Source organism: Dokdonella sp. (assembly GCF_019634815.1).
In the GTDB taxonomy this organism is placed as follows: Bacteria; Pseudomonadota; Gammaproteobacteria; order Xanthomonadales; family Rhodanobacteraceae; genus Dokdonella_A.
Genome location: NZ_JAHCAP010000010.1, coordinates 1 through 26,000 on the forward strand (window position 1 = coordinate 1; position 26,000 = coordinate 26,000).

The 26,000-nt window shown below is 65.5% G+C and carries 22 protein-coding genes and 1 pseudogene; 9 read left to right on the forward strand and 14 right to left on the reverse strand.

What is annotated here, in order from left to right; translation table 11 throughout:
- Nucleotides 1-4,017, reverse strand: a 4,017-nt coding sequence (locus KF759_RS06825) for a hypothetical protein (protein WP_291223895.1), incomplete at its 3' end; no start/stop codon positions are given.
- 76 nt (nucleotides 4,018-4,093) lie between these two features.
- Between KF759_RS06825 and KF759_RS06830 the strand changes: the two genes are divergently transcribed.
- On the forward strand, nucleotides 4,094-4,387 hold the full coding sequence (locus KF759_RS06830) for a hypothetical protein (protein ID WP_291223897.1): 294 nt from the start codon (nucleotides 4,094-4,096) through the stop codon (nucleotides 4,385-4,387).
- A 319-nt stretch (nucleotides 4,388-4,706) separates the two neighbouring features.
- On the opposite strand, the gene KF759_RS06835 is transcribed toward KF759_RS06830, so the two are convergent.
- Nucleotides 4,707-6,299 carry an NAD(P)/FAD-dependent oxidoreductase gene (locus KF759_RS06835; protein WP_291223899.1) on the reverse strand — a complete coding sequence of 531 codons (1,593 nt, stop codon included), beginning with the start codon at nucleotides 6,297-6,299 and terminating at the stop codon, nucleotides 4,707-4,709.
- Between the two features lie 189 nt (nucleotides 6,300-6,488).
- Between KF759_RS06835 and KF759_RS06840 the strand changes: the two genes are divergently transcribed.
- Nucleotides 6,489-6,728 carry a heavy-metal-associated domain-containing protein gene (locus KF759_RS06840; RefSeq protein ID WP_291223901.1) on the forward strand — a complete coding sequence of 80 codons (240 nt, stop codon included), beginning with the start codon at nucleotides 6,489-6,491 and terminating at the stop codon, nucleotides 6,726-6,728.
- Nucleotides 6,729-6,748: 20 nt separating this feature from the next.
- Here KF759_RS06840 and KF759_RS06845 read toward each other — a convergent pair whose 3' ends face one another.
- From KF759_RS06845 to KF759_RS06870, 6 genes are read right to left on the reverse strand one after another with little or no spacing between them, the layout of a single operon-like run.
- Entirely contained in the window at nucleotides 6,749-8,047 is a 1,299-nt protein-coding gene (locus tag KF759_RS06845) for an MFS transporter (protein WP_291224042.1), read from the reverse strand.
- Between the two features lie 56 nt (nucleotides 8,048-8,103).
- Complete coding sequence (locus KF759_RS06850; RefSeq protein ID WP_291223903.1) at nucleotides 8,104-8,583, reverse strand: glutathione peroxidase; 480 nt, start codon at nucleotides 8,581-8,583, stop codon at nucleotides 8,104-8,106.
- Between the two features lie 10 nt (nucleotides 8,584-8,593).
- A complete protein-coding gene (cyoE, locus tag KF759_RS06855; RefSeq protein ID WP_291223904.1) occupies nucleotides 8,594-9,511 on the reverse strand; it encodes a heme o synthase in 918 nt (305 codons plus the stop codon).
- A 10-nt stretch (nucleotides 9,512-9,521) separates the two neighbouring features.
- Nucleotides 9,522-10,670 (reverse strand): COX15/CtaA family protein, encoded by a 1,149-nt coding sequence (locus KF759_RS06860; RefSeq protein ID WP_291223906.1) that lies wholly within the window; start codon nucleotides 10,668-10,670, stop codon nucleotides 9,522-9,524.
- Nucleotides 10,671-10,675: 5 nt separating this feature from the next.
- Nucleotides 10,676-11,230, reverse strand: a complete 555-nt coding sequence (locus tag KF759_RS06865; protein ID WP_291223907.1) for a hypothetical protein — start codon at nucleotides 11,228-11,230, stop codon at nucleotides 10,676-10,678.
- Nucleotides 11,227-11,964, reverse strand: a complete 738-nt coding sequence (locus KF759_RS06870; RefSeq protein WP_291223909.1) for an SURF1 family protein — start codon at nucleotides 11,962-11,964, stop codon at nucleotides 11,227-11,229. Before KF759_RS06870 ends, KF759_RS06865 begins: the two co-directional genes overlap by 4 nt.
- Before the next feature lie 59 nt (nucleotides 11,965-12,023).
- Between KF759_RS06870 and KF759_RS06875 the strand changes: the two genes are divergently transcribed.
- Entirely contained in the window at nucleotides 12,024-12,233 is a 210-nt protein-coding gene (locus KF759_RS06875) for a twin transmembrane helix small protein (protein ID WP_291223911.1), read from the forward strand.
- A gap of 98 nt (nucleotides 12,234-12,331) precedes the next feature.
- Here the strand turns inward: KF759_RS06875 and KF759_RS06880 are convergent, their stop codons facing one another.
- From KF759_RS06880 to coxB, 5 genes are read right to left on the reverse strand one after another with little or no spacing between them, the layout of a single operon-like run.
- Nucleotides 12,332-13,198 carry a cytochrome c oxidase subunit 3 gene (locus tag KF759_RS06880; RefSeq protein WP_291223913.1) on the reverse strand — a complete coding sequence of 289 codons (867 nt, stop codon included), beginning with the start codon at nucleotides 13,196-13,198 and terminating at the stop codon, nucleotides 12,332-12,334.
- Between the two features lie 22 nt (nucleotides 13,199-13,220).
- Complete coding sequence (locus KF759_RS06885; RefSeq protein ID WP_291223915.1) at nucleotides 13,221-13,799, reverse strand: cytochrome c oxidase assembly protein; 579 nt, start codon at nucleotides 13,797-13,799, stop codon at nucleotides 13,221-13,223.
- Nucleotides 13,796-13,927 (reverse strand): hypothetical protein, encoded by a 132-nt coding sequence (locus tag KF759_RS06890; protein WP_291223916.1) that lies wholly within the window; start codon nucleotides 13,925-13,927, stop codon nucleotides 13,796-13,798. Before KF759_RS06890 ends, KF759_RS06885 begins: the two co-directional genes overlap by 4 nt.
- 38 nt (nucleotides 13,928-13,965) lie before the next feature.
- Nucleotides 13,966-15,603: a cytochrome c oxidase subunit I gene (gene ctaD / locus KF759_RS06895; RefSeq protein ID WP_291223918.1), complete on the reverse strand. Its 1,638-nt coding sequence runs from the start codon at nucleotides 15,601-15,603 to the stop codon at nucleotides 13,966-13,968.
- A 26-nt stretch (nucleotides 15,604-15,629) separates the two neighbouring features.
- Nucleotides 15,630-16,523 carry a cytochrome c oxidase subunit II gene (coxB, locus tag KF759_RS06900; RefSeq protein ID WP_291224044.1) on the reverse strand — a complete coding sequence of 298 codons (894 nt, stop codon included), beginning with the start codon at nucleotides 16,521-16,523 and terminating at the stop codon, nucleotides 15,630-15,632.
- 289 nt (nucleotides 16,524-16,812) lie between these two features.
- Between coxB and putA the strand changes: the two genes are divergently transcribed.
- Entirely contained in the window at nucleotides 16,813-19,962 is a 3,150-nt protein-coding gene (gene putA / locus KF759_RS06905; RefSeq protein WP_291223919.1) for a bifunctional proline dehydrogenase/L-glutamate gamma-semialdehyde dehydrogenase PutA, read from the forward strand.
- Between the two features lie 316 nt (nucleotides 19,963-20,278).
- A complete protein-coding gene (locus KF759_RS06910; protein ID WP_291223921.1) occupies nucleotides 20,279-21,418 on the forward strand; it encodes a hypothetical protein in 1,140 nt (379 codons plus the stop codon).
- A gap of 108 nt (nucleotides 21,419-21,526) precedes the next feature.
- Here KF759_RS06910 and KF759_RS06915 read toward each other — a convergent pair whose 3' ends face one another.
- Nucleotides 21,527-22,864 (reverse strand): outer membrane protein transport protein, encoded by a 1,338-nt coding sequence (locus tag KF759_RS06915; protein WP_291223923.1) that lies wholly within the window; start codon nucleotides 22,862-22,864, stop codon nucleotides 21,527-21,529.
- A gap of 238 nt (nucleotides 22,865-23,102) precedes the next feature.
- Between KF759_RS06915 and KF759_RS06920 the strand changes: the two genes are divergently transcribed.
- From KF759_RS06920 to nagA, 4 genes and pseudogenes are all read left to right on the forward strand, one after another.
- Entirely contained in the window at nucleotides 23,103-23,960 is an 858-nt protein-coding gene (locus KF759_RS06920; RefSeq protein WP_291223925.1) for a PHB depolymerase family esterase, read from the forward strand.
- Nucleotides 23,961-24,017: 57 nt separating this feature from the next.
- A complete protein-coding gene (locus KF759_RS06925; protein ID WP_291223927.1) occupies nucleotides 24,018-24,614 on the forward strand; it encodes a class I SAM-dependent methyltransferase in 597 nt (198 codons plus the stop codon).
- 61 nt (nucleotides 24,615-24,675) lie between these two features.
- Nucleotides 24,676-24,801 (forward strand): annotated as a pseudogene (locus tag KF759_RS06930) (iron dicitrate transport regulator FecR); the annotation flags it as partial.
- Entirely contained in the window at nucleotides 24,801-25,946 is a 1,146-nt protein-coding gene (nagA, locus tag KF759_RS06935) for an N-acetylglucosamine-6-phosphate deacetylase (protein ID WP_291223929.1), read from the forward strand. The pseudogene KF759_RS06930 and the gene nagA, both read left to right, overlap by 1 nt.
- Nucleotides 25,947-26,000 lie beyond the last annotated feature (54 nt).

The window sequence follows — 26,000 nt, forward strand, 5'->3', positions numbered from 1 at the left end:
GGTCCCGGGCACCGTGCCCGCAGGCAAGGTGAACACCAGGGTCGGTGCGCCGCTCACGTTCGCCGTGTACGCGCCCGGCACCGTCACGCTGCCGAAGGTCTGGCCCGCACTCAAGGTGTCGGTCAGCACCAGCGGCTGCGTCAGCGCCGCGTCCGTCACCGTCGCGGTCAAGGTGTAGGTGATCGGCTGGCCCGCCGTGACGGTTGCGCCACTGGCCGGGTTCGAGCTCTTGGCCACGCTGATTGCAGGAGCAGCAACGGGCGTGTCGACTTCGGCAGGTGGCGCAATGACCGGGTTGGTCCCCGGATCAACACCGGAGGCTGTGGCTTGGTTATGCACATTTCCGGCAATTACGTCAGCCATCACAACCGTGTAGCTGCCCGTGCAGGTCAGCGTTGCGCCGGGGATCAAGGTCGCCGGCTGCGCCGGCGTGCAGGTCAGCGCGCCCAGCAGCGCATCGCTGATCGATACGTTCGTCAGCGTCACCGTGCCGGTGTTGGTCGCCACGATCTGGTAGGCAATCGTGCTGCCCAGTGCATACGGACCCGTGCTCGTCACCGTCTTGACCAGACCCAGGCTCGCGCTCTGCGCGATCGGCGTGTCCACGCTCGCCGGCGGCGCCGTCACCGGGTTGTTGCCCGGATCATTGCCACCCGCATTGGCGGTGTTGTGCACGTTGCCCGTGTTCACATCCGCCTGCGTCACCGTGTAGCTGCCCGTGCAGGTCAGCGTTGCGCCGGGGATCAAGGTCGCCGGCTGCGCCGGCGTGCAGGTCAGCGCGCCCAGCAGCGCATCGCTGATCGACACGTTCGTCAGCGTCACCGTGCCCGTGTTGGTCGCCACGATCTGGTAGGCGATCGTGCTGCCCAGTGCATACGGACCCGTGCTCGTCACCGTCTTGGCCAGACCCAGGCTCGCGCTCTGCGCCAGCGGGATCGTGATCTGGTTGCTAGGCGTCGGCCCGACCTCGGTCGAGTTCACGTTGGCCTGATTGACGACCTGGCCGGCATCCATGTCCGCCTGCGTCACCACGTGCGTGCCCGTCAGCACGCAGGTGCCGGCGACCGGCACGTTTGCGCAGGTCTGTGAATTGGGCGCGAGCTTGGGGTCGCTCACGACCACGTTCGTCAGCGGCACGTTGCCGGTGTTGGTCATCACCACGCTGTAGCTGATTGGACTGCCAAGCGTGTAGGGACCGGTCGAGGTCTCGCTCTTGGCCACCGACATCTGCGGATTGGGAACGAGCACATGGACCGTCGCACTACCCGAAACCGGTGTCGGGGTCTCGACGCTGCTGGCGCTGGCGGTGTTGGTGATGTACCAGTCAAAGCCGACGCCCGGGTTGATGGTGACCTGGTAGGTCACGCTCATCTGCTGGCCGGGATCGAGGACGAAATTGTCGACCGCACGCACGAGGGTCGCGGGAATACCGCTGATCAAGTCGGCGTTGACGCCGGCCGGGATGTTGTCCTTGATCGATGCCACAGTGCCGGCGCAGGCGAAGCGGACGTTGTCGACATAGAGAAAACTGTTCTGATTGCCCACTTGCGTGGCGTTGAAGCGGATTCGCGTGTCGTTGCCGATTTCAGCGGCCGTCAAGGTGTGGGTGTAGGTACCCGCGCCGGTGTTGTTGCCGTTGTCGTAGGTTGCCAGCAGCGTGGTCTGGGTATTGCCCCGGTAGATATAGGCGCTGACCGTACGGTTGTTGGCCAACTGATTGTTGTAGTCATAGGACAGCACGATGGAACTCGCGCTGCTGCACGCAGGAACCGTGAGGTTGGCCTCACGATAGACGCTGTCGTTGGTGTCATTGGCGCGGATGCGCAGGCAGTTTCCGGCCGGGCACCCTGCATCGTTGACCACGCGAATGTTGCCGTTCCCGGTGCCCGCGCCGCCATTGTCCGTCTCGATCCAAGCCGACGGCGCCCAGTTGATCGAGCCATCGCTGCCGTTGAAGGCGATGCTGGCGAAGGAATCGTGATAGTCGGAGCTCGCGCCCAGGAAACCGTTGGCCTGCGTGCTCTGATTGACATAGGTCACGCCCGGTGGCAGCGGATCGTTGACGACGATGTTGTCCTGGCGGCCGGTGCCCTCATTGGTAATGGTGACGGTGTAGTTGATCGTGTCGCCTACACCGGCTGTGGTCGGGTTGGCCTGCTTGCTGATGCGCAGGTCGGAAATGTTCACCGTGGCACTGCCGTTCGCGCTGACCGGATTGCTGGCCGAATCGATGCCCGCGGCCGTCGCATTGTTGGTGCTGGTACCACCGGGTGGCGCGGTGGTGATGGCGGTGAAGGTGATGGTCAGCGTGGTGTTGGCCGCCATCGTCTGGTTGAGATTCCAGGTCAAGACCGGCATCGCGATCGCGGGATTGGCCGGCGCGCCGGAAATCGTGCCGCCACCGGGCAGGGTGATGACCGCGCTGTTGGCGACGAAGGCCCAGTTCGCGGGCAAGGTGTCCGTCACGTTCACGTTGGTGACCGTGCTGTTGTAGTTGTGCACCGTGAGCGTGAACTGCGAAGTTTCGCCGGCCTGGTTGACGATCGCGCTCGGGCTGGCGACCTTGCTCAGCAGCATCTGCGGCAGTGGCGTGAGGTTGATGTCGCTGTTGACGCTGCCGCTGACGGTCTGGCTCGGGTCGTTGGGGAAGGTCAGCGAGCCGTGCGTGATGTCGACCACGTTGGTGATCGTGCTGCCGCCGAAGCCGGGATCGATCGTGGCGCGGTACTTGAGAACGACACCCTGGGTGGGCAGCAGGGTGCCGCCCTCGACCGGCGGCGGCGGCACGCCACCGGTGGCACCGGCGCCAACGCGGAAGCTCAGCGTGCCGCGCGGACTGGCGCCGGCGTCGAACTCGGCGGTGTCGCCGTCGATCGCGTCGGACTTGACGCCGACGTTGCCCGGGAAGCCATCGTCCTGCGTGATCTGGATGCTGCCCGCCACGTAGATGAGGCCCACCGGGATCGGATCCTCAGCGACCACGCGGATCGCGCCGTCGCGGCCCTGATTGTGAAAGCTGATCGTGTATTCGATGGTGTCGCCCGGATGCAGGTCGGGCCCTGGCGAACCGCCGACCTTGACCGCGGTCTTGAGCAGGGTCGGGATGACATCAGGCTTGAACAGGTCGGTGACGAAGACCAGCGCGTGCGGGAAGTAGACATCGCCCGTGGAGGTGAAACTCAGCGTCGCATTGATGCCGATCGATGGATCGGCGCTGTTGCTCAGGTGAGGCAAGGCCGCGTTGGCCGGGGTGTTGGAGATGTCGACCATCTTGAGGTCGATGCCCAGGTTGTTCGTATAGGCCGGGTTGCGCGCCACGTTGAGCACGCCGAGGTTGGAGATCCGGCTGTTCCAGAAATTGTCGGCCGGGCTTTGCGCATCGGACAAATTGCCGGGATTGACGATGTCGGCGCCGGTCAACTGGAATCGATCGCCGATCAAGCCCGCATCGCCTTCCCACACCAGCGCGCCCATGTAGGCATTGAAGTCCCCACTGACCGGCGTGGTGATGCCGGTGACCGTGACGGTCTGATTGACGCCGTTAGAGACCGGCACGTTGCCGGCGTGGTAAATGGTGAGGCGTCGATACGGCTGGCCCGCATCGTGGTAGGCGACGATCAGCGCCCAGCCACCGTAGTAGCCGAGGTTGCTGTCGTAGCCTGCGGTCGTGGTCATGCCACCGACCGAATAGGTGCCGGCGCCCGCGCCCTGCACCAGGGTGGTGGCGTCGAAGAAGGCCGTATACGGCCGCGCGCCAGCGCTGCCCTGGGTGTTGAAGGTATTGGTGTCGGCCGCGAGCGCGGTGACCTGGCCATAGCTGCCCGCAGGCGCCTTGATCCAGATGTTGCGTGCTGCGGCGGCGATCGGCCCGTTGCCATCGCCCGAAGCCGTCGCGGTGCGCCCGGACCAGTACAGGCCGGCCCAGAGCACGCTGGAGCCCGGCGGCAGGCTGAGATTGGCCGTCGACGAGTTTGCGGGCGCGCCACCACCGACCGGATCGGTATTGATCTGGATCATGGTGTGTTGCTGATCGCTACCGGTGCCGTTGTTGCGATTGTTTGCGCAACTGGCTTGACCCTGAGCACCAACAGCCGTGCTGCACGTCAGCAAGGCATTGCCGATCTGGACCACGTTGCCGTTGTCGCTCGCAGTGAACCTCTGCGTGAGCTGGGCCATCGCGCTGGCGGGAAGCAGGCAGGCCAGCAAGAGCAGCAGGACCAAAGCGCGGCGCAAGCCAGCACGACCGATTTCGGTGCGGGCCAGTTTTGGAGTTGAAATCAACGACATGGTGGAACCCCAGATACGAAAATTGGTGATGCGTGAAACCGGTCCGCTCGACAGCGGGTTTGCGGATACGACAAAGGCCGTCACACGGCGGTCTCCTTGAGATTGCGGGTTTGCCCCTGACCACGGCCGGGTCGGCTGGGAGTATGGAAACCTTGCGGCGCCGAATCACCCCTGCCCGCGGTCAGATTGTGTCAACAATTGTGAAACAGCTCACATTTGTCCGATGCCTTGGATCAAGACGGGAGGCCGGTTCCGTTGCTTAGAGCTTCGAGGTCCCGGCCCGGCCGCGCCGGTTTGCGCGCGTCCCGAAACCCCAAGCTCCGCAGCGCCGAGTTGCAGTCGACTCCATTCTCGCAATGCAAAGCAAGGCACATGCCAAGCCGGCTCGCCAGGCGTGCCTCAACCAGCCGGAGCGGGTTTCAGCGCAGGTCGCGCGCGATCACCTTGGCGGCGTTGTGGCCGGGCGCGCCGGTGACGCCGCCGCCCGGATGCGTGCCGGCGCCGCACAGGTACAGGCCCGGCAAGGCGCCGCGGTAGTTGGCCTGGCCGAGCATGGGGCGGGCGCTGAAGAGCTGGTTGAGGCTGAGCGCGCCGTGGAAGATGTCGCCGCCGATCAGGCCGAAGTCGCGTTCCAGATCGAGCGGAGACTTGATCTGCCGGCCCAATACGCTGGCCTTGAAGCCCGGCGCGTAGCGCTCGACGGTCGCGATCATGAGATCGGCGACTTCTTCGCGATGGGCGTCCCATGAGGCGCCGTCTGGCAGTGTGGGCGCGACGTGCTGGCAAAACAGGCTGGCGACATGCTGGCCGGGCGGTGCCAGCGTGTCATCGAGCGTGGACGGGATCAGCATCTCGACGATGGGCTCGCGCGACCAGCCGTATGCCCGCGCGTCCAGATAGGCGCGATCCATGTAATCCAAGCTCGGCGCGAGGATGATGCCTGCAGTCAGATGATCGCCCACGCCCGGCAGACAGGTGAAATCCGGCAGACGCCCGAGCGCGACGTTCATGCGGAAGGTGCCCGAGCCGCAGCGCCAGTTGCGCATGCGCTCGCGCGTCGCCGGCGGCACCTGGTCGGGCGCGAGCAGGCGCTCGTACAGGAGCTTGGGATTGACGTTGGCGACGATCGCGCGCGCATGCTCGATGTCGCCGCCTGCGGTGACGACGCCGACCGCGCGGCCATCCTCGACGAGCACCTCGCGCACGCCGCAGCCGGTGCGGATTTCCACGCCGGCGGCTTGCGCGGATTTCGCCATCGCCTGCGTGATCGCGCCCATGCCGCCGATCGCATGGCCCCATGCACCCTTGACGCCGTTGACCTCGCCGAACACGTGATGCAACAGGACATAGGCACTGCCAGGCGTGTACGGGCTGGCGTAATTGCCGACCACGCCGTCGAAACCGAGCACGGCCTTGATCGGTTCGCTTTCGAAGAAGCGATCGAGGTATTCCGCCGCCGAGATCGTGAACAGGTCGAGCAAGTCGCTGCGCAGCGTCGCATCGAGCTGGCCCAGACGCTTGCCGAGCTTGCCTGCGCGGATCAGCTCGGGCAGCGCCTTGAGCCAGCCACCGTCGCTGACGTTGGGCGGCGGCTCGAGCGCGACCGCGCGCAACACGTCGGCGATCGCATCGAGGCGACGCTCGTATTCGGGCAGCGCATCGGCGTCCCTGCGCGAAAACTTCGCCACTTCATCGCGCGTGCGCCCGGCCCCGGTCAGCAGGCAGGACCCATCCGGACGCGGCAGGAAATTGTTGGCCTTGCGCAGCACCACGCGCAGGCCGTGTTTTTCCAGTTCCAGATCGGCAATCACCTTGGGTTGCAGCAGCGACACCGTGTAGGCGGCGACCGAATTGCGAAAGCCCGGATGGAACTCCTCGGTCACTGCGGCGCCGCCGACCACATCGCGATGTTCGAGCACGAGCACGCGCTTGCCGGCCTTGGCCAGATACGCGGCGCAGGTGAGGCCATTGTGGCCGCCGCCGATGAGGATCGCGTCATAGCCCGAGTTCACCACGTGCTCCTTTCACGGCCGGCGCGCTCGCGGCCAAGCCACGCATCCTACCGTGCGCGATTGCGAGAGCGCAGCGTCTTGCGTTGACCCCGGTCAAGGCCGCAGCGGTCATTGCCTGCGAGCATGCATGCGACGCGTTGCGCCAGAGCGCAATGCCACCTCCCATTCCCAATTCGAGGTCATCGCCCCATGCTGTTCGAAGTCCCCGCGATCCACAGTCCCGCCTGCGCCGCCGCCATCACCAACGCGCTGCTCGCGCAGGACCTCGGCGCCGCAGTCGAAGTCAAGCTCGGCGAGCGCCGCGTGCGCGTGGAAGGCAACCTGAGCAAGGACCAGGCACTGGCCGCGATCCGTGGCGCGGGCTTTGCCGCGGCTGAAGCACCGCCACACAGTGGCGCCGGCAGTACCTGCTGCGGCGGCTGCGCCTGACGGTCGACCAGCGCGCGGCCTCACGCGGTCGCGCGCTGCACCGTTTCGGCCGCGGGCCGTGTCGCGCCCGTGACCGCAAGCAGCATGCCCAGCGTGCACAGCGCGGCCACGTAATGCGCCGGGGCGAGCGGCCACTGCTGCGCCCACATCACCACCACCAGCGGCGTGAGTCCGCCGAAGATCGCATAGGCGACGTTGTAGGCGAAGGACACGCCGGAGAAGCGGATCGGCGCCGGGAACAGGCGCACCAGCAGCACCGGGATCACGCCCACCACGCCGACGCAGAAGCCGGCCAGCGCGTACCAGGTCGCCAAATGCGTCGCTGATGCGGTTGCCCCCGTGTAGAGCCCGTAGGTTGCGAGCAGGGTCAGCAGGCAACCTGCAAACAGCGCGCGGCCCGCGCCCAGGCGATCGGCAGCAACACCGAACACCACGCAGCCCAGCGTCAGCGCCGCGGTGGCCAGGCTGTTCGCGGCGAGCGCCTGTTCGGCAGGGATCGCGAACAGTTTCTGCATCAGGGTCGGGGTCATGAGGATCACCACCACGATCGCGGCGGTGAGCAGCCAGGTCAGCAACATCGAGCGCAACACCGCCCGGCCATGCCCGGCCAGCACGACGCGCAGCGGCAATCCGCGTTCGAGTTCGCCGCGCCGGCGCAGCTCGACGAACACCGGGGTTTCGGCGAGCAGGCGGCGCAGGAACACCGCGAGCAGGCCGAAGACGCCGCCGATCAGGAACGGGATGCGCCAGCCGAAGGCGAGCATTTCCTCGGGCGTGCAGCGCGCGACCACCGCTGCGCTGATCAGCGAACCGATGAGGATGCCCGCGGTGAGGCCCGCGGTGAGCGTGCCGCAGGCCAGGCCCACATGGCGCGGCGGCACATGCTCGGCGACGAAGGTCCACGCGCCAGGCACTTCGCCGCCGACCGCCGCGCCTTGCAGGATACGTAGCACGAGCAGCGCGAGCGGCGCGGCGTAACCGATCGTCGCGTACGTGGGCAACAGGCCGATCAGCAGGGTCGGAACCGCCATCAACAGCACGCTGAGCATGAACATGCGCTTGCGTCCGTCGCGGTCGCCGAAATGCGCCATCAGCACGCCGCCCAGCGGACGCGCGAGATAGCCCGCAGCGAACAGGCCGAAGGCCTGCAATTGGCGCAACCAGTCGGGCGTGTCGGGCGGGAAGAACAAGGTTCCGATCGTCGCCGTGAGGTAGACGAAGATGATGAAGTCGTAGAACTCGAGCGCGCCGCCGAGTGCGGCCAGAGCGAGCGTGCGCAGGTCGCTGCGCGTCAGGGCGGTGCGTGGCGCGGACTCCATCGGCATTTCACGGGCGGCGGAAAGGCGCAGATATACCGTGCCGGGCGGCCGTCGCGCTACAGCAGCTTGGCCAGATCCTTGCCGATGCGCTCGGGCGTATCGGTCGGCGCATAGCGACGCAAGACCTTGCCATCCGCATCGACGAGGAACTTGGTGAAGTTCCACTTGATCGCCTCGCTGCCGAGCACGCCCTTGGCCTGCGACTTCAGGAAGCGGTACAGCGGATGCGCCTTGTCGCCATTGACCTCGATCTTGGCGAACAGCGGGAAGCTCACGTCGTAGTTGAGCGCACAAAAGGATTTGATTTCCGCCTCGTCGCCCGGCTCCTGGTGGCCGAACTGGTCGCAGGGAAAGCCGAGCACCACCAGACCGCGCTCACGGTAATCGGCGTAGAGCTTTTCCAGCCCCGCGTACTGCGGCGTGAAACCACATTTGGAGGCGACGTTGACGATCAGCAGGGTCTTGCCCTTGTACGCGGCAAGCTTCTGCTGCTTGCCGTCGATCGTGCACGCGTCGAAGTCAAAGACCGATGCCATCGTGCCACCCTCAATCAATGCGCTGCCACAGCGTAGCACTGCCGCCCAGGCTCGCGTCGGGCAACAGGTAATGATCGACCAGCAGGAACGCGAACAGCGCCATCAGATAGATGATCGAGTAGTTGAACACGCGCATCGCAAAGAAATCATCGGGCGGGTTCAGCAGGCGGATCGCATACCAAAGGAAGGCGCCGCCGAGCACCAGCGCGCCGCCAAGGTAGAACAAACCGCTCATGCCAGTGAGGTATGGCAGCACCGTGATCACCACCAGCAACACCGTGTACAACAACACGTGCCAGCGCGTGTACTCCACGCCGTGGGTGACCGGCAGCATCGGCACATGGGCGCGCGCATAGTCCTCGCGACGGAAGATCGCCAGCGCCCAGAAATGCGGCGGCGTCCAGATGAAGATGATGAGGAACAGCAGCAGCGCATAGGGATGCACACTGCCGGTGACCGCGGTCCAGCCCAGGATCGGCGGCACCGCGCCGGCCGCGCCACCGATCACGATGTTCTGCGGCGTCGCGCGCTTGAGGAAGGCGGTGTAGATCACCGCATAGCCGATCAGGCCAAGGAAGGTGAGCACGGCGGTGAGCAGGTTGTCGAAAATGACGAGGATCGCCATCGACAGCACGCCCAGTGCCAGCGCGAAGACCAGCACCTGGACCGGCCGCAGGGCGCCGATCGCCAGCGGTCGGTGCGCGGTGCGCACCATCAGCTTGTCGATGCGCTGGTCGATCAGATGGTTGATCGCGGCCGCCGAGGCCGCCGCGAGCCAGATGCCGACGGCGCCCGCGATTGCTTCGCGCAGCGGCGGCAAGCCGGGCACCGCGAGCAACATGCCGATGATCGCGGTGAACACGATCAGCGCGACGATGCGCGGCTTGGTTACCTGCAGGTATTGGCTGAAGGTCGACGGTTGGGTCACGATTGCGAACTCAAGTGGAAGGCCGGTGATCGGGCGCTGCCGCCCGCGTGCGCACCAGCAAGGCGATCAGCGCCAGCAGGAGCAGGACGGCACCGGCATTGTGCGCCGTTGCGATGGGCAAGGGCAGCAGCAGCATCACGTTGGCGATGCCCAGCGCCACCTGCACGCACAGCAACGCGACAAGCGCGATCGCATGCGCCCGCAGGTCGCGTCGCCAACTGGCGAGCGCGGTGACGAGCACCATCACGAACACCACCAGCGCGCCGATGCGATGGGCCATTTGAATCGCCGCGCGCGCGGCGCCATCGAGCACGCCGCCTTCGTAATTGACGCCGATTCCGCGCCAGAGCACGAAGCCTTCGCGGAAATCGGTGGCCGGCCACCACGATCCGGCGCAGGTCGGAAAATCGCTGCCGCAGGCCAGCGCGGCGTAATTCGCGCTGGTCCAGCCGCCCAGCGCGATCTGCGCGGCGAGCAGCACGAGGGCAAGGATCACCAGCGGCCGCAAGGCCTGCTGCGCAGGTGTCGACTGCGTGCGCGCCGACAGGCTGAGCGCGACCCAGGCGAGCAAGGCCAGGGTGAGCAGGCCGCCGAGCAGATGCCCCATGACCACGATCGGCTTGAGCAGCAAGGTCACGGTCCACATGCCGAGCATGGCCTGGAAAATGATCACGGCCAGCGCAGCGACCGCGATGCGGTACGGCGCCGGGCGCTGCAGGCGCCAAGCCACCAGCAATGGCAGCGCCATCGCAAGTCCGGAAAGGGCCGCGGAAACACCCGGATGACCCTTGATGTAGAGCGCGACACCGAGCGCTGCCGCCAGCGCCGCGGCGAGAATCGCGGCGGGCGAACCACGCCGCGGCCACGCCGCAACGAGGGCCAGCGCGAGCACCAGGGTGCCAAGCGAACCGGCGAGCATGCGATGCACCTGCTCGCGCCAGGCCTTGTGGGTTTCCACCGGACGCTGCGGGAAGGCCTGGTTGGCGTGGGCGATTTCCTGTTCGTGACCCGGCCAGGTCGCCTTGCCGTAGCAGGTCGGCCAATCCGGGCACGACAATCCGGCGTTGGACAGGCGCACGAAGGCGCCAAACACGATGACGACCAAGGCGAGCAGCGTCGCGGCGAGCGCGAGGCGCGCAGTAAGCGGAAAAGAAGTCACTTTGATCAGCTCTTGATGGCGCGCTCGAGATCCTTGCGCAACTTGTTGGCGTCGTAGCCGGATGGATGACTGAGCACGAGGAAACCGTGCGGGTCGATGAAGACGACGGCAAGCGCATCGGCAGCCGATGGGCGATAGGCTGCGAGCGCGCCATCGGCATCCCTTGCCGACTGCATTGGTGCCAAGGCCGCGAGTTCGTCATCCGGCAAGTCGGCGAGCACGAGCAGGCGCACGCGCGCGGCGTTGCGATTGAGCGTAAGGCGCACGCGCCGGAGCTCGTCGAGTTTCTGCAGGCAGGATTGCGCGCATTCCGCGCCGGGCAAGGCGACCACCGTCCATGACCAGTTCGCATCCTTCCAAGCCAGCGCGCTACCGTCGGCGAGTACGAAACGGGCGCCGCCAAGGTCGCGCGGCGGCTCGATCAGGGTGCCGAAGTTGCGCATGCCCTGCGGTCGCCAACCGGTCGTACTCAGGAACCAGGTGCCGAGGAAGGGGACGATGAACACCGCCACGACGAGGATCAGGGCAATGCGATTGCGCGTGCGGTTGCGCGGGGTCATGGTCGATCGTTCTCGGGGCGCCAGTGCAGAACAAGGAAGGTTGCCACGACCACGGCGCAGAAAGCGAACCAGGTGAAGGCATAGGCGTAGTGGCGCTCGGGCGGGAACACCTCGGGACGCCATTGGCGCACGAATCCTGCGCCGGCATCGGCGGCATCGGTTTCCAGCAACACACGGGCATCGAGATGACGGTCGAGATCGGCGGCAATCTCGCCCGGATCGATGTAGATCGTGGTTTTGGGCCACTGTGCCTGCCGCGGCAAGGCATTGCCGCCCAGACGCAGGCCCGAGCCAGGTGGCGGTGCATACAGCCCTTGGATGCGAACCACGCCAGTGGGCGGAGACGGCATCGTCGGCAAGACGCCGCGCGCATCGCGCGCGAGATAGCCGCGGTTGACGAGCAGGGCCGGACCGCCTGCGCTGGGCGCGAAAACGTCCCAACGCATGACGCCGACCTTGCCACCTCGCACCTGGTCATCGAGCAAATAAGCATGCTCGGGATCGAAACTGCCCGTGATTTCGACCAGCGGATAAACCTGTGCACCGGCCTGCGTGCGCGCCTGGGTCAGCGTGATCGGTGCCTGGCTTGCCGCCGCATCGAACGCGGCGAACAAGGCTTCCTTCTCGTGGGCGCGACGAACCTGCCAGGTGCCCAGCGCGAGGAACACCGCAATTCCGATCAGGGCGAACAGCACGCCGATCGCGCGCGGCGCGTGCCAGCGTCTAGTGCTCATGCCAGGCGTCTATAATCGGACAGGCAACCGGCCGCAGGCGCCGGGACTCAGGCTCCACCATGCTCGGCACCGTTCTCGTCATCGTCTTCTTCATCGCCATCGTCTACAACCTGGGCGCCGGCCTCTACTACATGATGAGCGACAAGGGCACCACCGACCGCACGCTCAAGGCGCTGACACGCCGCATCGCGCTGTCGGTGCTGTTGATCGCGCTGATCATGCTCGGTATCTGGGCAGGGATCATCAAACCGCACGGCGTTGGCGGATGAATGGAGGGCCGGGTATGGGAAATCGGGAACGGAGAATCGTCAAAGACAATGCGCGCTTCGCATCCGATACCTGATACCCGGCTCGCGATTCCCGACGTTCAGAGCACGTAGACGAACAGGAACAAGCCAAGCCAGACCACGTCGACGAAGTGCCAGTACCAGGCAACCGCTTCGAAGGCGAAGTGATTGTCGCGGGTGAAGTGACCCTTGGCGCAGCGTGCCCACATCACCGCAAGCATGATCGCACCGAGCGTCACGTGCAGGCCGTGGAAACCGGTCAGCATGAAGAAGGTGCTGCCGTAGATGCCGCTGCCGAGCGTGAGATTGAAGTGCTCGTAGGCCTCGGCGTACTCATGCACTTGGAAGCCGAGGAAGATCGCGCCGAGAATCACGGTGAGGGCGAGGAACACCAGCAGGCGCGCGCGATGGCCGGTGCGCAACGCATGATGCGCAATCGTGATGGTCACGCCCGAGCTGAGCAGCAGCAGGGTGTTGAGCAGCGGAATGCCCCACGGCGACATCGTCGAGAAACCGCCACCGATGTCGGCCGGACCATTGGTCGGCCATGCTGCCGCGTACTGCGGCCACAGGTAGAAATTGGTCAGCGCGCCGTCGCCCTCGCCGCCCAGCCACGGCACCGAGAAGGTGCGCGCGTAAAACAGTGCGCCAAAGAAGGCAGCGAAGAACATCACTTCCGAGAAGATGAACCAGATCATCCCCATGCGGAACGAAACATCAACCTGCTTGTTGTAGTAACCGGCCAGCGACTCGCGGATCACCGAGCCGAACCAGCCGAACAGCATCACCACCAGCAGGCCGATGCCCACGGCCATGATCGGTTTGCCGACCATGACCTCGTTGAGCCACAGGCCCGCGCCGCCGACTGCGCCAAGCAAGCCGAAAGAGCCGACGATCGGCCAGTGGCTGCCGTGGGGAACGTAGTAAGCACCTTGTGTCTGGGCCATGTCGATCTCGATCGTTGCGTGGTCAACCCGCCGCAGGTTGCGGCGATCCGGTTTCAAGCAGTCGCTGGGTGGCGACTTCGTTGGCGTAGAAAGTGTACGACAAGGTCAGCTCGCGCACGTCCTTGGGCAGGCGCGGGTCGACGAAGAAACGTACCGGCATGCGCCGCGTTTCACCCGCGGCCAACACCTGCTCGGTGAAGCAGAAGCATTCGGTCTTGTTGAAGAAGGCCGAGGCCGCGGCCGGCGCCACGCTCGGCACCGCATTGCCGACGATCGCCTGTTTGCCGGTGTTGGTGGCATCGAACCAGGCATCGACGATCTTGCCCGGATGCACCTGCATGCTCGGTCGCTCGGGGGCGAAATCCCACGGCAACTTGCTGTTGACGTTGGCGACGAACTGCACGGTGATCGTGCGACTGGCGTCTTCGACCAGGGCTGCGGCATCACTCGCCGCCACCGCACCATCGCTCATGCGGATGCCGAATACGTGTTCGCAGACGATGCGGTAGACCGGCACCATCGCGAAGCCGAACACGAAGGCGCAGGCGACCACGATCAGGGCGGTCTTGAGCACGCCGTGGTGATTGACTGCCGCGTTCACTTGCGCAGCACCATCTGCAGGATCGCGGACAGGTAGATCACCAGCGCCACCGCACCGACAGTCAGCGCCGTGCGCCGCGCGCGGGCGCGGCCACTGGCTTGTTCGTCGCTGGTGGCTTGCCTTGCCATTTCCCGATCCGGCCCGATGCCCGCGTCGATGCGCGCGCTCAGTGGCTCACATCGCCATGCGCGAGCATGTCGTTGGTGATCACCGGCGGCGTGGAGAAGGTGTGGAACGGCGCCGGCGACGGCACCGTCCATTCCAGTCCACGCGCACCTTCCCAAACCTGCGCGGTGGCGCGCTGCCTGGAGAAGTACACGCAATGGATGATCACGCCGACGAAGATCAGCTGGCTGGCGCCGAACCAGAAACCGCCGATCGAGGAGATCATGTTGAAGTCGGCGAAGGCGACGTTGTAGTCGGGGATGCGGCGCGGCATGCCGGCAAGGCCGACAAAATGCTGCGGGAAGAACAGCACGTTGACCGCGATCGCGCTCGACCAGAAATGGATCTTGCCCCACTTCTCCGAGTACATGTTGCCCGACCACTTGGGCAGCCAGTAGTAGGCCGCAGCCATGATCCCGAACGCAGCGCCCGAGACCAGCACATAGTGGAAGTGGGCAACGACGAAATAGGTGTCCTGGTACTGGAAGTCGGCCGGAACGATCGCGCACATCACGCCGGAAAAGCCGCCGATCGTAAACAGGATCACGAATGCGATCGCGAACAGCATCGGCGTCTCGAAGGTGAGCGAGCCTTGCCACATCGTCGACAACCAGTTGAACACTTTCACCCCGGTCGGGATCGCGATCAGCATCGTCGCGTACATGAAGAACAGCTCGCCGCCGAGCGGCATGCCGACGGTGAACATGTGATGCGCCCAGACGATGAACGACAGGAACGCGATCGAGGCAATCGCATACACCATCGCCTGATAGCCGAAGATCGGCTTGCGCGAGAAGGTGGGGATGATTTCCGAGACGATCCCGAACGCCGGCAGGATCATGATGTAGACCTCGGGATGGCCGAAGAACCAGAAGATGTGCTGGTACATCACCGGATCGCCACCGCCGGCAGCGTGGAAGAAGCTCGTGCCGAAATACTTGTCGGTGAGCAGCATCGTCACCGCACCGGCCAGCACCGGCATCACCGCAATCAGCAGGAAGGCGGTGATCAGCCAGCTCCACACGAACACCGGCATCTTCAGCAGATCCATGCCCGGCGCGCGCATGTTGAGGATGGTGGCAATGATGTTGATCGCACCCATGATCGAGCTGATGCCCATCAGGTGGATCGCGAAAATCATGAAGGCGACGTTGAAGCCCCCCTCCAGCGACAACGGCGGATACATCGTCCAGCCGCCCTGCGGGCCGCCGCCGGGCATGAAGATCTCGCCGATCAACAGCAGGAAGGCGAACGGCAGGATCCAGAACGACCAGTTGTTCATGCGCGGCAGGGCCATGTCGGGCGCGCCGATCTGCAGCGGAATCATCCAGTTCCCGAGGCCGACGAAGGCCGGCATGATCGCGCCGAAGATCATGATCAGCGCGTGCATCGTGGTCAGTTCGTTGAATGTTTCCGGCTGCAGCAACTGCAGGCCCGGCTGGAACAATTCGGCACGGATCAGCATGGCGAAGCTGCCGCCGATGAAGAACATCGTCAGCGAGAACACCAGATACAGCGTACCGATGTCCTTGTGGTTGGTGGTGAACAACCAGCGATGCAGGAAGCCGTGCGGCTTGTCATCGTGACCGGCATGCCCATCGTGGTGCGTGTCGTGGATGGCGGGATTGACTGCGGCCATGGCCTGTAACCTCGATGTGGGGGCGATCAGCCCTGCGTGGCGGGCAACGCGGCGGCGGGAGCGGCCTGCGCGGTCTTGCTGGCGGAAGCGGCGGCCTGCTGGGTCGCCAGCCATTGTTCGAACTCGGCCTTGGGTACGGCCTTGACCACGATCGGCATGAAGCCGTGGTCGCGTCCGCACAGCTCGGCGCACTGGCCGCGGTAAGTGCCGGCCACGTCAATGCGGGTCCAGTTGTCGTTGATGATGCCGGGAATGGCATCCTGCTTCCAACCCAGATCCGGCACCCACCAGGAGTGGATGACGTCATCGGCGGTGATCACGAAGCGGACCTTGACCCCGACCGGCAGCACCAGCGGCTTGTCGACGTTGAGCAGATAGACGTTTTCATCGCCTTCCTTGACCGAATGCGGATCGAGACCCGAACCGGTCTGGCGCACGCGGTTGGACTCCGCATCAAGGGTGGAGATGAAATTGACCGGCGTGGCCTTGCCGAAATAGTCGACGTACTCGTAACGCCACTTCCACTGGTAGCCGGTGACCTTGATGGTCATCTCCGAGTTCTCGACATGGGCCATGTCGATCAGCAGCTTGGTCGCCGGCCACGCCATCGCGATCAGGATGAGGATCGGGATCGTCGTCCAGACCGCCTCCAGCATCGTGTTGTGGCTCCACTTGGCCGCCACCGCGCCGCGCGATTTGCGGAACTTGAACATCGCATAGACCATCGCGCCGTAAACGATCACGCCGATGGCGACGCAGATCCAGAATGCGAGCATGTGCACGCCGTGGATGCGCTGCGAAATGCTGGTGACGCCCGTGGGCATGTTGAGCTGCCAGGGCTGCGGTCCGGCCATGACCGTACCGCTGGCGAAGAGCGCGAACGCTGCCACCGCCGCCGCCGCGCGACGTGCGCCCACCATCCCGAATGAAATCATCGGCATCACCCTAGATTGTCTGCTTGCGTGGCCAGCTCGCGCCGCCTGCTGGCTTCCCCGACGCCACCTCCCCCGACGCATCGACGGATGCTCAGCATCAACGGGAATGAGGCGTATTGCCGGAATCATAGTGGAGTGCGCCTCGCAGCGGCAACCACACGGCGGCACGCGCGGCGTGCGGCAGCGCGATCCGCGTGGCGATCGTGCTCCTTGGCCCGCAACAGTCGCATCACTAAACTATCCGCCCCTTTCTCCCCATCGTATCGAGAAACCCTTGAGCGAGAGCCTCTTGCCCGAACTGCCGCCCGCGCCCGATCCGATCTGGGCACGCATGACCGGCGCCTGGTCACGCGACGAAACCGAATGTGTCGATGACCTGCTCGCGCAGGCGAGCTTGCCGCCCGCCGACCGAACGCGCGTGCTCGCGCACGCTGCGGATCTGGTCGCGCGCGTGCGTGCCCGCGCCAGCGAGCAGACCGTGGTCGAATCCTTCATGCGCCAGTACGACCTGTCGAGCGAGGAAGGCGTGCTGCTGATGTGCGTGGCCGAGGCCTTGCTGCGCATTCCCGACAAGACCACCGCCGACAAGCTGATCCGCGACAAGCTGGGTGAGGCCGACTGGAAAAAGCACCTGGGTGGCAGCAGCTCGGTGCTGGTCAATGCCTCGACCTGGGGCCTCATGCTCACCGGCCGCCTGGTCAATCTCGCCGAGGAGACCCGCCGCGATTTCACCGGCGCGCTCAAGCGCCTGATCGGTCGCTCCGGCGAGCCGGTGATCCGGCTCGCGGTACGCCAGGCGATGCGCATCATGGGCCACCAGTTCGTGATGGGCCGCAGCATCGATGAGGCGCTCGACCGCAGCGCACAGAAGGGCTACGCCGATTACCGCTATTCCTACGACATGCTTGGCGAGGCAGCGCTCACCCAACCCGACGCCGAGCGCTACCACAAGGCCTACAAGGACGCGATCGCCGCGCTTGGCGCGCGCGGCCCGTTTGCCGACGTGATCGAGGCGCCGTCGATCTCGGTCAAGCTGTCGGCACTGCATCCGCGTTATGAAATCGCCAAGCGCGGCCGCGTGCTTGCCGAGCTCACGCCCAAGGTGCTCGAGCTTGCGCAACTGGCGATGGCCAACGGCATCGGCATGACCGTCGATGCCGAGGAAGCCGATCGTCTCGAACTGTCGCTGGAAATCGTCGGCACGGTCTTCGCGCACGAATCGCTGGCAGGTTGGAACGGTTTCGGCCTGGCGATCCAGGCCTACCAGAAGCGCTGTCCGTTCGTGATCGACTGGCTCACCGAAACCGCGCGCAAGGTCGGGCGCCGCTGGTGCGTGCGCCTGGTCAAGGGTGCGTACTGGGACTCGGAAATCAAGCGCGCCCAGGAGCTGGGCCTGTCGGGCTACCCGGTGTTCACGCGCAAGCCCAACACCGACGTCTCCTACCTCGCCTGCGCCAAGCGCCTGTTCGCGGCCGGCAGCTCGCTGATCTATCCGCAATTCGCCACCCACAACGCGCACACCATCGCGGCGATCCACCATCACGCGCAGGGTCACGCGTTCGAATTCCAGCGCCTGCACGGCATGGGCACCGATCTGTATGCCGAAGTGATCGGCAGGGACAAGCTCGACGTACCCTGCCGCGTGTACGCGCCCGTGGGCAGCCATGAAGACCTGCTGCCCTATCTCGTGCGCCGCCTGCTCGAGAACGGCGCCAATTCCTCGTTCGTCAATCGCATCGTCGACGAATCGGTCGCGATCGACGAATTGGTCGCCGATCCCTGCGACACGGTTCGCGCATTCACCTCCAAGCCGCACCCGCGCATTGCGCTGCCGGTCGGCCTCTACGGTCAGCAACGGAAGAATTCCATGGGCGTCAATCTTGCAAACGACAATGAACTCAAGGCGCTGGCCGAAGCGGTCAACGCCAAGCACGGCCCTTGGAGCGCGGCGCCACTGGTGCCCGGCTCGAACAGCGGCGAAGCCGTCCGCGACGTGACCAATCCGGCCGATCGCCGCGAGGTCGTCGGCCAGTCACGCAACGCCGACGCCGCGACCATCGAGAAGGCGCTCGCCAACGCGCTTGCCGCGCAGGACGCCTGGGACACGATGCCGGCGGCCAGTCGCGCGACGATCCTCGAACATGCAGCCGACCTGCTCGAATCACGCCGCGGCGAATTCGTCGCGCTGTGCGTGCGCGAAGCGGGCAAGACGATCCCGGCGGCGATCTCCGAAGTGCGCGAAGCGGTCGACATGTGCCGTTACTACGCGGCGATGTCGCGCAAGCTGTTTGGCGCCCCCGAACAACTGCCCGGCCCGACCGGCGAATCGAACCAGTTGTTCCTGCGCGGTCGCGGCGTGTTCGTCTGCATCAGCCCGTGGAACTTCCCGCTCGCGATCTTCATGGGTCAGGTCGCCGCCGGTCTTGCTGCCGGCAATGCGGTGATCGCCAAGCCGGCCGACCAGACCACCCTGATCGGCCATGCCGCAATCAAACTGCTGCACGAAGCCGGCGTACCCGAAGCCGTCGTGCAGTATGTGCCCTGCAAGGGCTCGGTGCTCGGCAATACCCTGCTCACGCGTCCCGAAGTCGCCGGCGTCTGCTTCACCGGCTCTACCGAGACCGCCTGGACGATCAATCGCACGCTGGCCGCGCGCAATGCGCCGATCGCGGCTCTGATCGCCGAGACCGGTGGCCAGAATGCGCTGATCGCCGACTCTTCGGCCCTGCCCGAGCAGTTGGTCAAGGACGTGCTGGCCTCGGCCTTCGACTCCGCCGGCCAGCGTTGCTCGGCTGCGCGCGTGCTGTTCGTGCAGGAAGACATCGCCGACAAGGTGATCGGCATGCTCAAGGGCGCGATGGATGAACTCGTGGTCGGCGATCCGGCCAAGCTCTCGACCGATGTCGGCCCGGTGATCGACGAGCCTTCGCGCAAATTCCTCGTCGAGCATGCCGCTCGCATGGATCAGCAAGCCAAGCCGATCAACACCGCCAGGCTCGCTGACGGCAGTGACAACGGTACCTTCTTCGCGCCGCGCGCTTATGAAATCCCTTCGCTGTCGCTGCTCACCGGCGAAGTGTTCGGCCCGGTCCTGCACGTGCTGCGCTGGAAGGCGAGCGACCTCGACGGCGTGATCGATGCGATCAACGGCACGGGTTTTGGCCTCACGCTCGGGGTGCACAGCCGCATCGACGATACTGTTTCCCACATCGCCAAACGCGCCAAGGTCGGCAACTGCTACGTCAATCGCAACCAGATCGGCGCGGTGGTCGGCGTGCAGCCGTTCGGCGGCGAGGGCTTGTCGGGCACGGGCCCCAAGGCCGGCGGCCCGCATTACCTGCTGCGCTTCGCCACCGAGCGCACGCTCACGGTCAACACCACCGCCGCGGGCGGCAACGCCTCCCTGCTCACCCTCGGCGAGTGAGCGGTGCGCCCTGTCCGCGTCGCGGGCGGGCAGGGCATCGATGGATCGGCTTCAAGACAACGCTGAATTGCGTCGCGCGCGTCATTCCAGAGGATTCCAGAGAATGCCGGAATCCATTGCTTCAAGGCTCTGCCGAAGAGCTGGATCCCGGCTTTCGCCGGGATGACGACTTGCTCGATGACGGCCCCACGCGGGCCGTGTTCGCGCGCACATGAGTGGCTGACTGCGGGCGTTCATCGCGCCCCGATGGCGCCGGTTGGGGTTCCCGGCGACCTTTTGCATATCGGGAAGGGAGTTCTTTCCCAAGGAGCCCCCGATGTCCCGCTTTCGAACCACGATCCTGCGCGCCCCCCTGATCCTGTGCCTCGCCCTGCCCGGCCTCGCCCAGGCGGCCACTTACTGCGTGCGCAACCACACCGAGCTGCAGCAGGCACTCACCGCAGCGGCTGCTTCACCGGGCGACGACGAGATCAGGATCCGGGAAGGCGTCTACACCACCTTCAACGGCACCTTCACCTACACCGCACAGACCACCGGCTGGCTGTTCATCGTCGGCGGCTACTACACCGTCGATGGCAACGACTGCGCGCAGATGCGCATGGACGCCTCACGCACGATTCTCGACGGCGCGGGCCAGAACCAGGTGTTGAGAATCACCTTGCTGCCCCCCGCCGGAACCACGACGAGCGCGCGCCTGGGCGTCATGAACCTCAGCATCGCCAATGGCTACGGGGATTCCGCGACGTTCGTGCGGGGCGGCGGCGTCGACATGTCATCGTTCTCGGATGGCTATACCGAACTGTGGCTGGAGAACGTGATCGTTGCCGCCAGCAAGGGCTATTTCGGCGGCGGCGCCAACCTCTATGCAAAAAACGGACTGGCACGCATCGCCAACAGCCTGTTCGACGACAACCAGGCGCCAACCACGGCCTACGGCCACGCATCCATCACGGTCGTCTCCACGTTGGAGAACCTCGCCCATCCGGTGGTCATCGCCAACAGCAGCTTCGTGCGTGGCCGCTGCGCGGGCAATGGCACCCGCGGCTGCGGCGTTGGCGTCGGCCTGCCGGCCGGGGTGCATCTGGACGTGCTCAACAGCCTGTTCTTCGACAATGCGATCTCCGATCTCAACATCGAAGGCATGGCGAACATCGGCCTGGGCAATGGCAGCGCGAGCGCCGACTCCAGCCTGATTGGCACGCTCAGCGGCAACCTGCCGCTCACGGCGACCCGTGCACTCGCGGGCGATCCCGCCTTCGTCGACGCGACCAACGGAAATTTCCGCCTGCGCAACGATTCGCCGTTCATCAATCAGGCCCTGGCGACGATTCCGTACTATCCCCTCAGCATGCTCGATCTCGATGCCAAGCTGCGCACGCGCTTTGACGCGATGGACCCCGGGCCCTACGAGAACCAGACCTGGGACATCCTGTTCGTCGATGGCTTCGACGACTGAAGCTGCGCGCCCACAATGCGCCGGCGCCATGGACTGGCGGCGCGCAAAAAGCAACGGGCACCGCATGGGTGCCCGCCACCTCCCTCCCCAAATGGTACGTCTCGTCGATCAGAAGGTAATCTGGCCGGAGAAGCCGAGCAGGTTGCCGTAGCTCTCGAAATGACCGACGAGGGTGTCGTAGGTCGACGAGGTGTCATTGATCACGCCATCGTCAACGAACAAGTGCGCGAAACCGACGCTGAACCGCATGGTATCGCTGTAGGCATAGTCGGCGCCGAAGGCGATCCATTTGCGTGAGCCATCGGGCACGCGCGGATCACGATGCTCGTCGACCGTAGGCGTCTGGTCATAGGCAACGCCGCCGCGCAGGGTCCACTTGTCGTTGAGGCGATAATCGGCACCGACCGAGACGAACCAGGTGTCCTCGAAACCGAAGATCGTCGGGCGGTTGTAGGCCGCCTGCGCCGGATTGGCGTAATTGACCACGAGCTTGTCAAAACTCGACCAGTGCGTGTAGCCGACGTCGGCACCAAAACTCAGACGATCGTTGGCCGTGTGCCACCAGCTCACGCGTGCATAGGCCGGCGTGTTGAAGTCGGCCACGCCATCGGTATTGACGAAGGCGCCGTTGAAGTAAGGCAACAGGTTCGACGGCACTTCGAAGGTCGCCTTGCCATCGATCGTGTGGTCGATCTGCGAGCGGAAATTGAAGCCGATGCGATCATTGTCGGTCGGCTTCCACAGCAGGCCCAAGCCCCAACCGAAGCCCCAGTCGCTGCCCTTGAGCTGGGCGCGGGCATCGGCTTCCTGCGGCAGCCAGGCCCCATTGGTCGGCTGGGCGAGGATGGTGCCGAGATTGACCGCCTGGCCCAGCGTCGCGCTGGTGCGCTGGATGACCAGGCTCAGGCCGAGCGAGAACTCATCCGAAGCCTTCCACGAGCCAGCCACGGTGATTGCCGGCGACTGCAGTTTGGTGGTCTGGGCGAGATAACGGCCCATCCAGCGGTCGTTGTACTCGGTCTGGAAGCCGTAGGGCACGGTCATGGCGGCGCCGATAACGAACTGGTCGTTGATTGGCCGGACGTAGTAGGCAGCCGGCACCGGGATCACGGCGCCACCGTTGCCGCCGTCGCCACCGGTCAGCGGACGCCCGAGGAGATCGGTACCGCTGCCGTGGAACTGGGTGCTGAACTGGATTGCAGTCACGTCGGCCTGCAGGCACGACACATTGAACTGGCTCATCGCTGCCGGATTGTTGACCACCATCGAGCAGTCACCCGGCGCCGAGGCTCCGCCTGCATAGGCACGACCCAGGGCAATCGCATCGTTTTCCGCAAGCTGGAAACCGGCCGCCTGAGCAGTGCCCGTCATCATCGCCAGCGCCACCGCAAACGGCAGGGCGGCCAGCGCGGGACTGACTCGGAAACGGAATGGGGTGTGCTGCATGACGACGGCTCCTTGGGCAGAAAATCTGCGTGGAAATGGATTGATCAGCCGTGATATTAACGTCATCTTTACCGGACTGACCATCGTGCGCTGCCGCAAACGGTGGCGTATGGTCGGCACCGGGCGAAGGCCATCCACAGAAGTTCCGGAGCACCTGGAAGCGATGAGGTCGGATCAGTCTGCAAGGCGTGTTCCCACGCGGGTCGCGTGGTCGGCCCTGCTCGCGTTCGGCCTCGTCGTGCCAGCTTCCGCGGCGCAGACCGTGGTGCTGCCCGCATCGGCATGTCCGCAGTCCGATCCACTGTTCGCCGATGGTTTCCAGAACGCAGTGCCGATCCCGTCGGCGCCCTCCAACGGCAGTGGGGGGCTCTATCCGGGCAACATCACGCGCACGATCAACGTGCCCAGCCTGGGCAGCCGCAGTTACTACCTCCACGTTCCGGGCAGCTACGCTCCAGCGCAGCCCTGGCCGCTGCTGTTGGCCCTGCGCGGCACCAGCGCGAACAGCCAACCCGCGCGCGAGGCCGCCGCGCAGCAGATCCGCAACAACTGGGCAAGCTGGGCTGACAGCGCGGGCTTCATCGTGATCGCGCCGGTGGGCAATGCCGGCTCCAATCCGAATGCGAGCGGCTGGGGTGCTCCAGGCGATGGCGCGGAAATTTCCACCGCCCTCGACGATGCCATCGCGCATTACAACATCGAGCAAAGCCGCATCTATCTGTGGGGCTTTTCCGCCGGCGCGCATTACGGTCACGATCTGGCGCTCAACCACACCGACTTCTTTGCGGCCTATGGCGTCAGCGCGGGCTCGCTCGAAGCCTATGCCTGCACCGACGATGGCTCGTACCCACCCACTTGCGCCGCACTGCTCACAGGTGCGCAGCCGAAGATCCCGGTCGACATCCACCTTGGCAACAACGATCCGCTGGCCAACCCGCCCTACACCGCCGCCGGCGATGCAGCGCGCTTCGCAGCCCATGGCTGGGTGCCCAACCGCACTCTCCACTACACGCTGTTCAGTGGCGGCCATACCTACACCGTCGCCCAGCTCGGCGAGATCTGGAACCACCTGTGCCCGTTCGCGCTCGGCCCCTGATGCCCGCACGTGCTGGATGACTTGCGCCGTGCCGCTCCTCCGACAACCAGGGAACCGATGAGCAAACGTTACGACCGGCACTACTTCGACAAGTGGTATCGCAGCGACCAGCACCGCGTCGGTTCGCGTGCGCAGCTCGCGCGCAAGGTCGCGATGGTGGTGCATCTGGCCGAGTTCTATCTCGCGCGCCCCTTGCGCAGCGTGCTCGATGTCGGCTGCGGAGAGGCGCCTTGGCGCGCGCCCCTGCTGCGCCTGCGCCCGGAGCTGCACTACCGCGGTCTGGATTCCAGCGAATACGTGGTGCAGCGCTTCGGTCGCAGCCGCAACATCGGCCTCGCCCGCTTCGGCGAGCTTGCGCAGCTGCGTTTCGATGAACGATTCGACCTCATCGTCTGCAGCGACATACTGCATTACGTGCCTGCCGCCGAATTGCGGCGTGGCCTGTCGGGATTCTCCGAACTGCTCGACGGCATGGCCTTCATCGAAGTGTTCACCAGCGCCGATCGCCCCGATGGCGACCTCGACGGCTTCATCCGCCGCAGTCCGGCCTGGTACCGCGCGCGCTTTCTCGACGCGGGTCTCTTGCCCTGTGGTTCGCAGGCCTATCTCGGCCCAAGGTTGATGAAATCGGTCGCCGCGCTCGAATGCCTGTAATTCAAGAATGCCTGCCCGGCGCCAAGCGGCGGCGGGCGATCTTGCTTTCGCGGCGACCACCCATCCCGCCTGCACACCAATCGCCGCAGCGCACGCGTTCTATCATGTGGCCAATGCGCTGGCGGTGCGGCGTGGCCGCAACCCTGATCTGCCACCGCATCTGCGCAAGGTCACGGAAACGGTGTGATGGAAGCAGCTTTCGTCAATGGTCGGGTCTTGCTCGACTCCGGTTTCAGCGAAGACTGTGCCGTGCTCGTGCGCGGCGAGCACATCAGCGCGATCGTGGCGCACGACGACCCGCGCGTGCAGGCTTGCGCGCACCACCACGACCTGAAGGGCAATATCCTGCTGCCCGGCTTCATCGACGTGCAGGTCAATGGCGGCGGCGGCGTGCTGTTCAACGACGCGCCGACGCTCGACAGCATCCGCCGCATCGGCGCCGCGCATCGGCGCTTCGGCACCACCGGGTTCCTGCCGACCCTGGTGAGCGATGAGATCGAGGTGATGCGTGCCGCGATCGGCGCCGTGCAGGCAGCGATCGATGCCGGCGTGCCGGGCGTGCTCGGCATCCATCTCGAAGGTCCCTACATCGCGGCGGCCAAACGCGGCGCCCATGATGCCGCGAGGTTCCGCCTGCCCGATGCGGAAGAATTCGAGCTGGTGTGCTCCTTGCGCGGTGGCCGCACCGTGCTCACGCTAGCACCCGAACAGGCGGCACCGGAATTGGTGCGCGCCTTCCGCGAACGCGGTGTGATTGTCAGCCTCGGTCACAGCAATGCCAGCTACGAGCAGGCGCGTGCGGCACTGGATGCCGGCGCATCCGGCTTCACCCACCTGTACAACGCGATGTCGCCACTGCAGGGACGCGCACCCGGCATGGTCGGCGCCGCGCTCGAGGACGCCGGGAGCTGGGTCGGCATCATTGTCGATGGCCATCATGTGCACCCGGCCAGCCTGCGCGTTGCACGCGCAGCCAAGCCCCACGGCAAACTCATGCTTGTCACCGACGCGATGCCGCCGGTGGGCGCCGACAGCGGCGACTTCATGCTCGCAGGTCAGCGCGTGATCACCCGCAACGGCCGTTGTGAAAACGAACAAGGTTCGCTCGCCGGCTCGGCGCTCGACATGGCCGGCGCGCTGCGCAACACGATCGCATGGCTGGACGTGCCGCTCGCGGAGGCCGCACGCATGGCCTCGACCTCGCCCGCCGATTTCCTCGACCTGTCCGCTTCACGTGGGCGCATCGCACCGGGCCTGGTCGCCGACCTGGTCGAGCTGGATGCGGATCTGCAGGTCCGACGCGCGTGGACCCTGGGCGTCGCTGCGGCTTGATGGCGGCGCCAAGTCGCGGCACGGCGCACGCGACCGGAAAGCCATTGCTGGCGC

Excerpts from the sequence above, each read along its gene's own strand:
- KF759_RS06840 (WP_291223901.1), top strand. The coding sequence starts at position 6,489 with ATGCTGTTCGAAGTCCCCGCGATCCACAGTCCCGCCTGCGCCGCCGCC.
- KF759_RS06845 (WP_291224042.1), bottom strand. The coding sequence starts at position 8,047 with ATGGAGTCCGCGCCACGCACCGCCCTGACGCGCAGCGACCTGCGCACG.
- KF759_RS06850 (WP_291223903.1), bottom strand. The coding sequence starts at position 8,583 with ATGGCATCGGTCTTTGACTTCGACGCGTGCACGATCGACGGCAAGCAG.
- KF759_RS06865 (WP_291223907.1), bottom strand. The coding sequence starts at position 11,230 with ATGACCCCGCGCAACCGCACGCGCAATCGCATTGCCCTGATCCTCGTC.
- KF759_RS06870 (WP_291223909.1), bottom strand. The coding sequence starts at position 11,964 with ATGAGCACTAGACGCTGGCACGCGCCGCGCGCGATCGGCGTGCTGTTC.
- KF759_RS06875 (WP_291223911.1), top strand. The coding sequence starts at position 12,024 with ATGCTCGGCACCGTTCTCGTCATCGTCTTCTTCATCGCCATCGTCTAC.
- KF759_RS06880 (WP_291223913.1), bottom strand. The coding sequence starts at position 13,198 with ATGGCCCAGACACAAGGTGCTTACTACGTTCCCCACGGCAGCCACTGG.
- KF759_RS06890 (WP_291223916.1), bottom strand. The coding sequence starts at position 13,927 with ATGGCAAGGCAAGCCACCAGCGACGAACAAGCCAGTGGCCGCGCCCGC.
- ctaD (WP_291223918.1), bottom strand. The coding sequence starts at position 15,603 with ATGGCCGCAGTCAATCCCGCCATCCACGACACGCACCACGATGGGCAT.
- coxB (WP_291224044.1), bottom strand. The coding sequence starts at position 16,523 with ATGGTGGGCGCACGTCGCGCGGCGGCGGCGGTGGCAGCGTTCGCGCTC.
- KF759_RS06910 (WP_291223921.1), top strand. The coding sequence starts at position 20,279 with ATGTCCCGCTTTCGAACCACGATCCTGCGCGCCCCCCTGATCCTGTGC.
- KF759_RS06915 (WP_291223923.1), bottom strand. The coding sequence starts at position 22,864 with ATGCAGCACACCCCATTCCGTTTCCGAGTCAGTCCCGCGCTGGCCGCC.
- KF759_RS06925 (WP_291223927.1), top strand. The coding sequence starts at position 24,018 with ATGAGCAAACGTTACGACCGGCACTACTTCGACAAGTGGTATCGCAGC.
- nagA (WP_291223929.1), top strand. The coding sequence starts at position 24,801 with ATGGAAGCAGCTTTCGTCAATGGTCGGGTCTTGCTCGACTCCGGTTTC.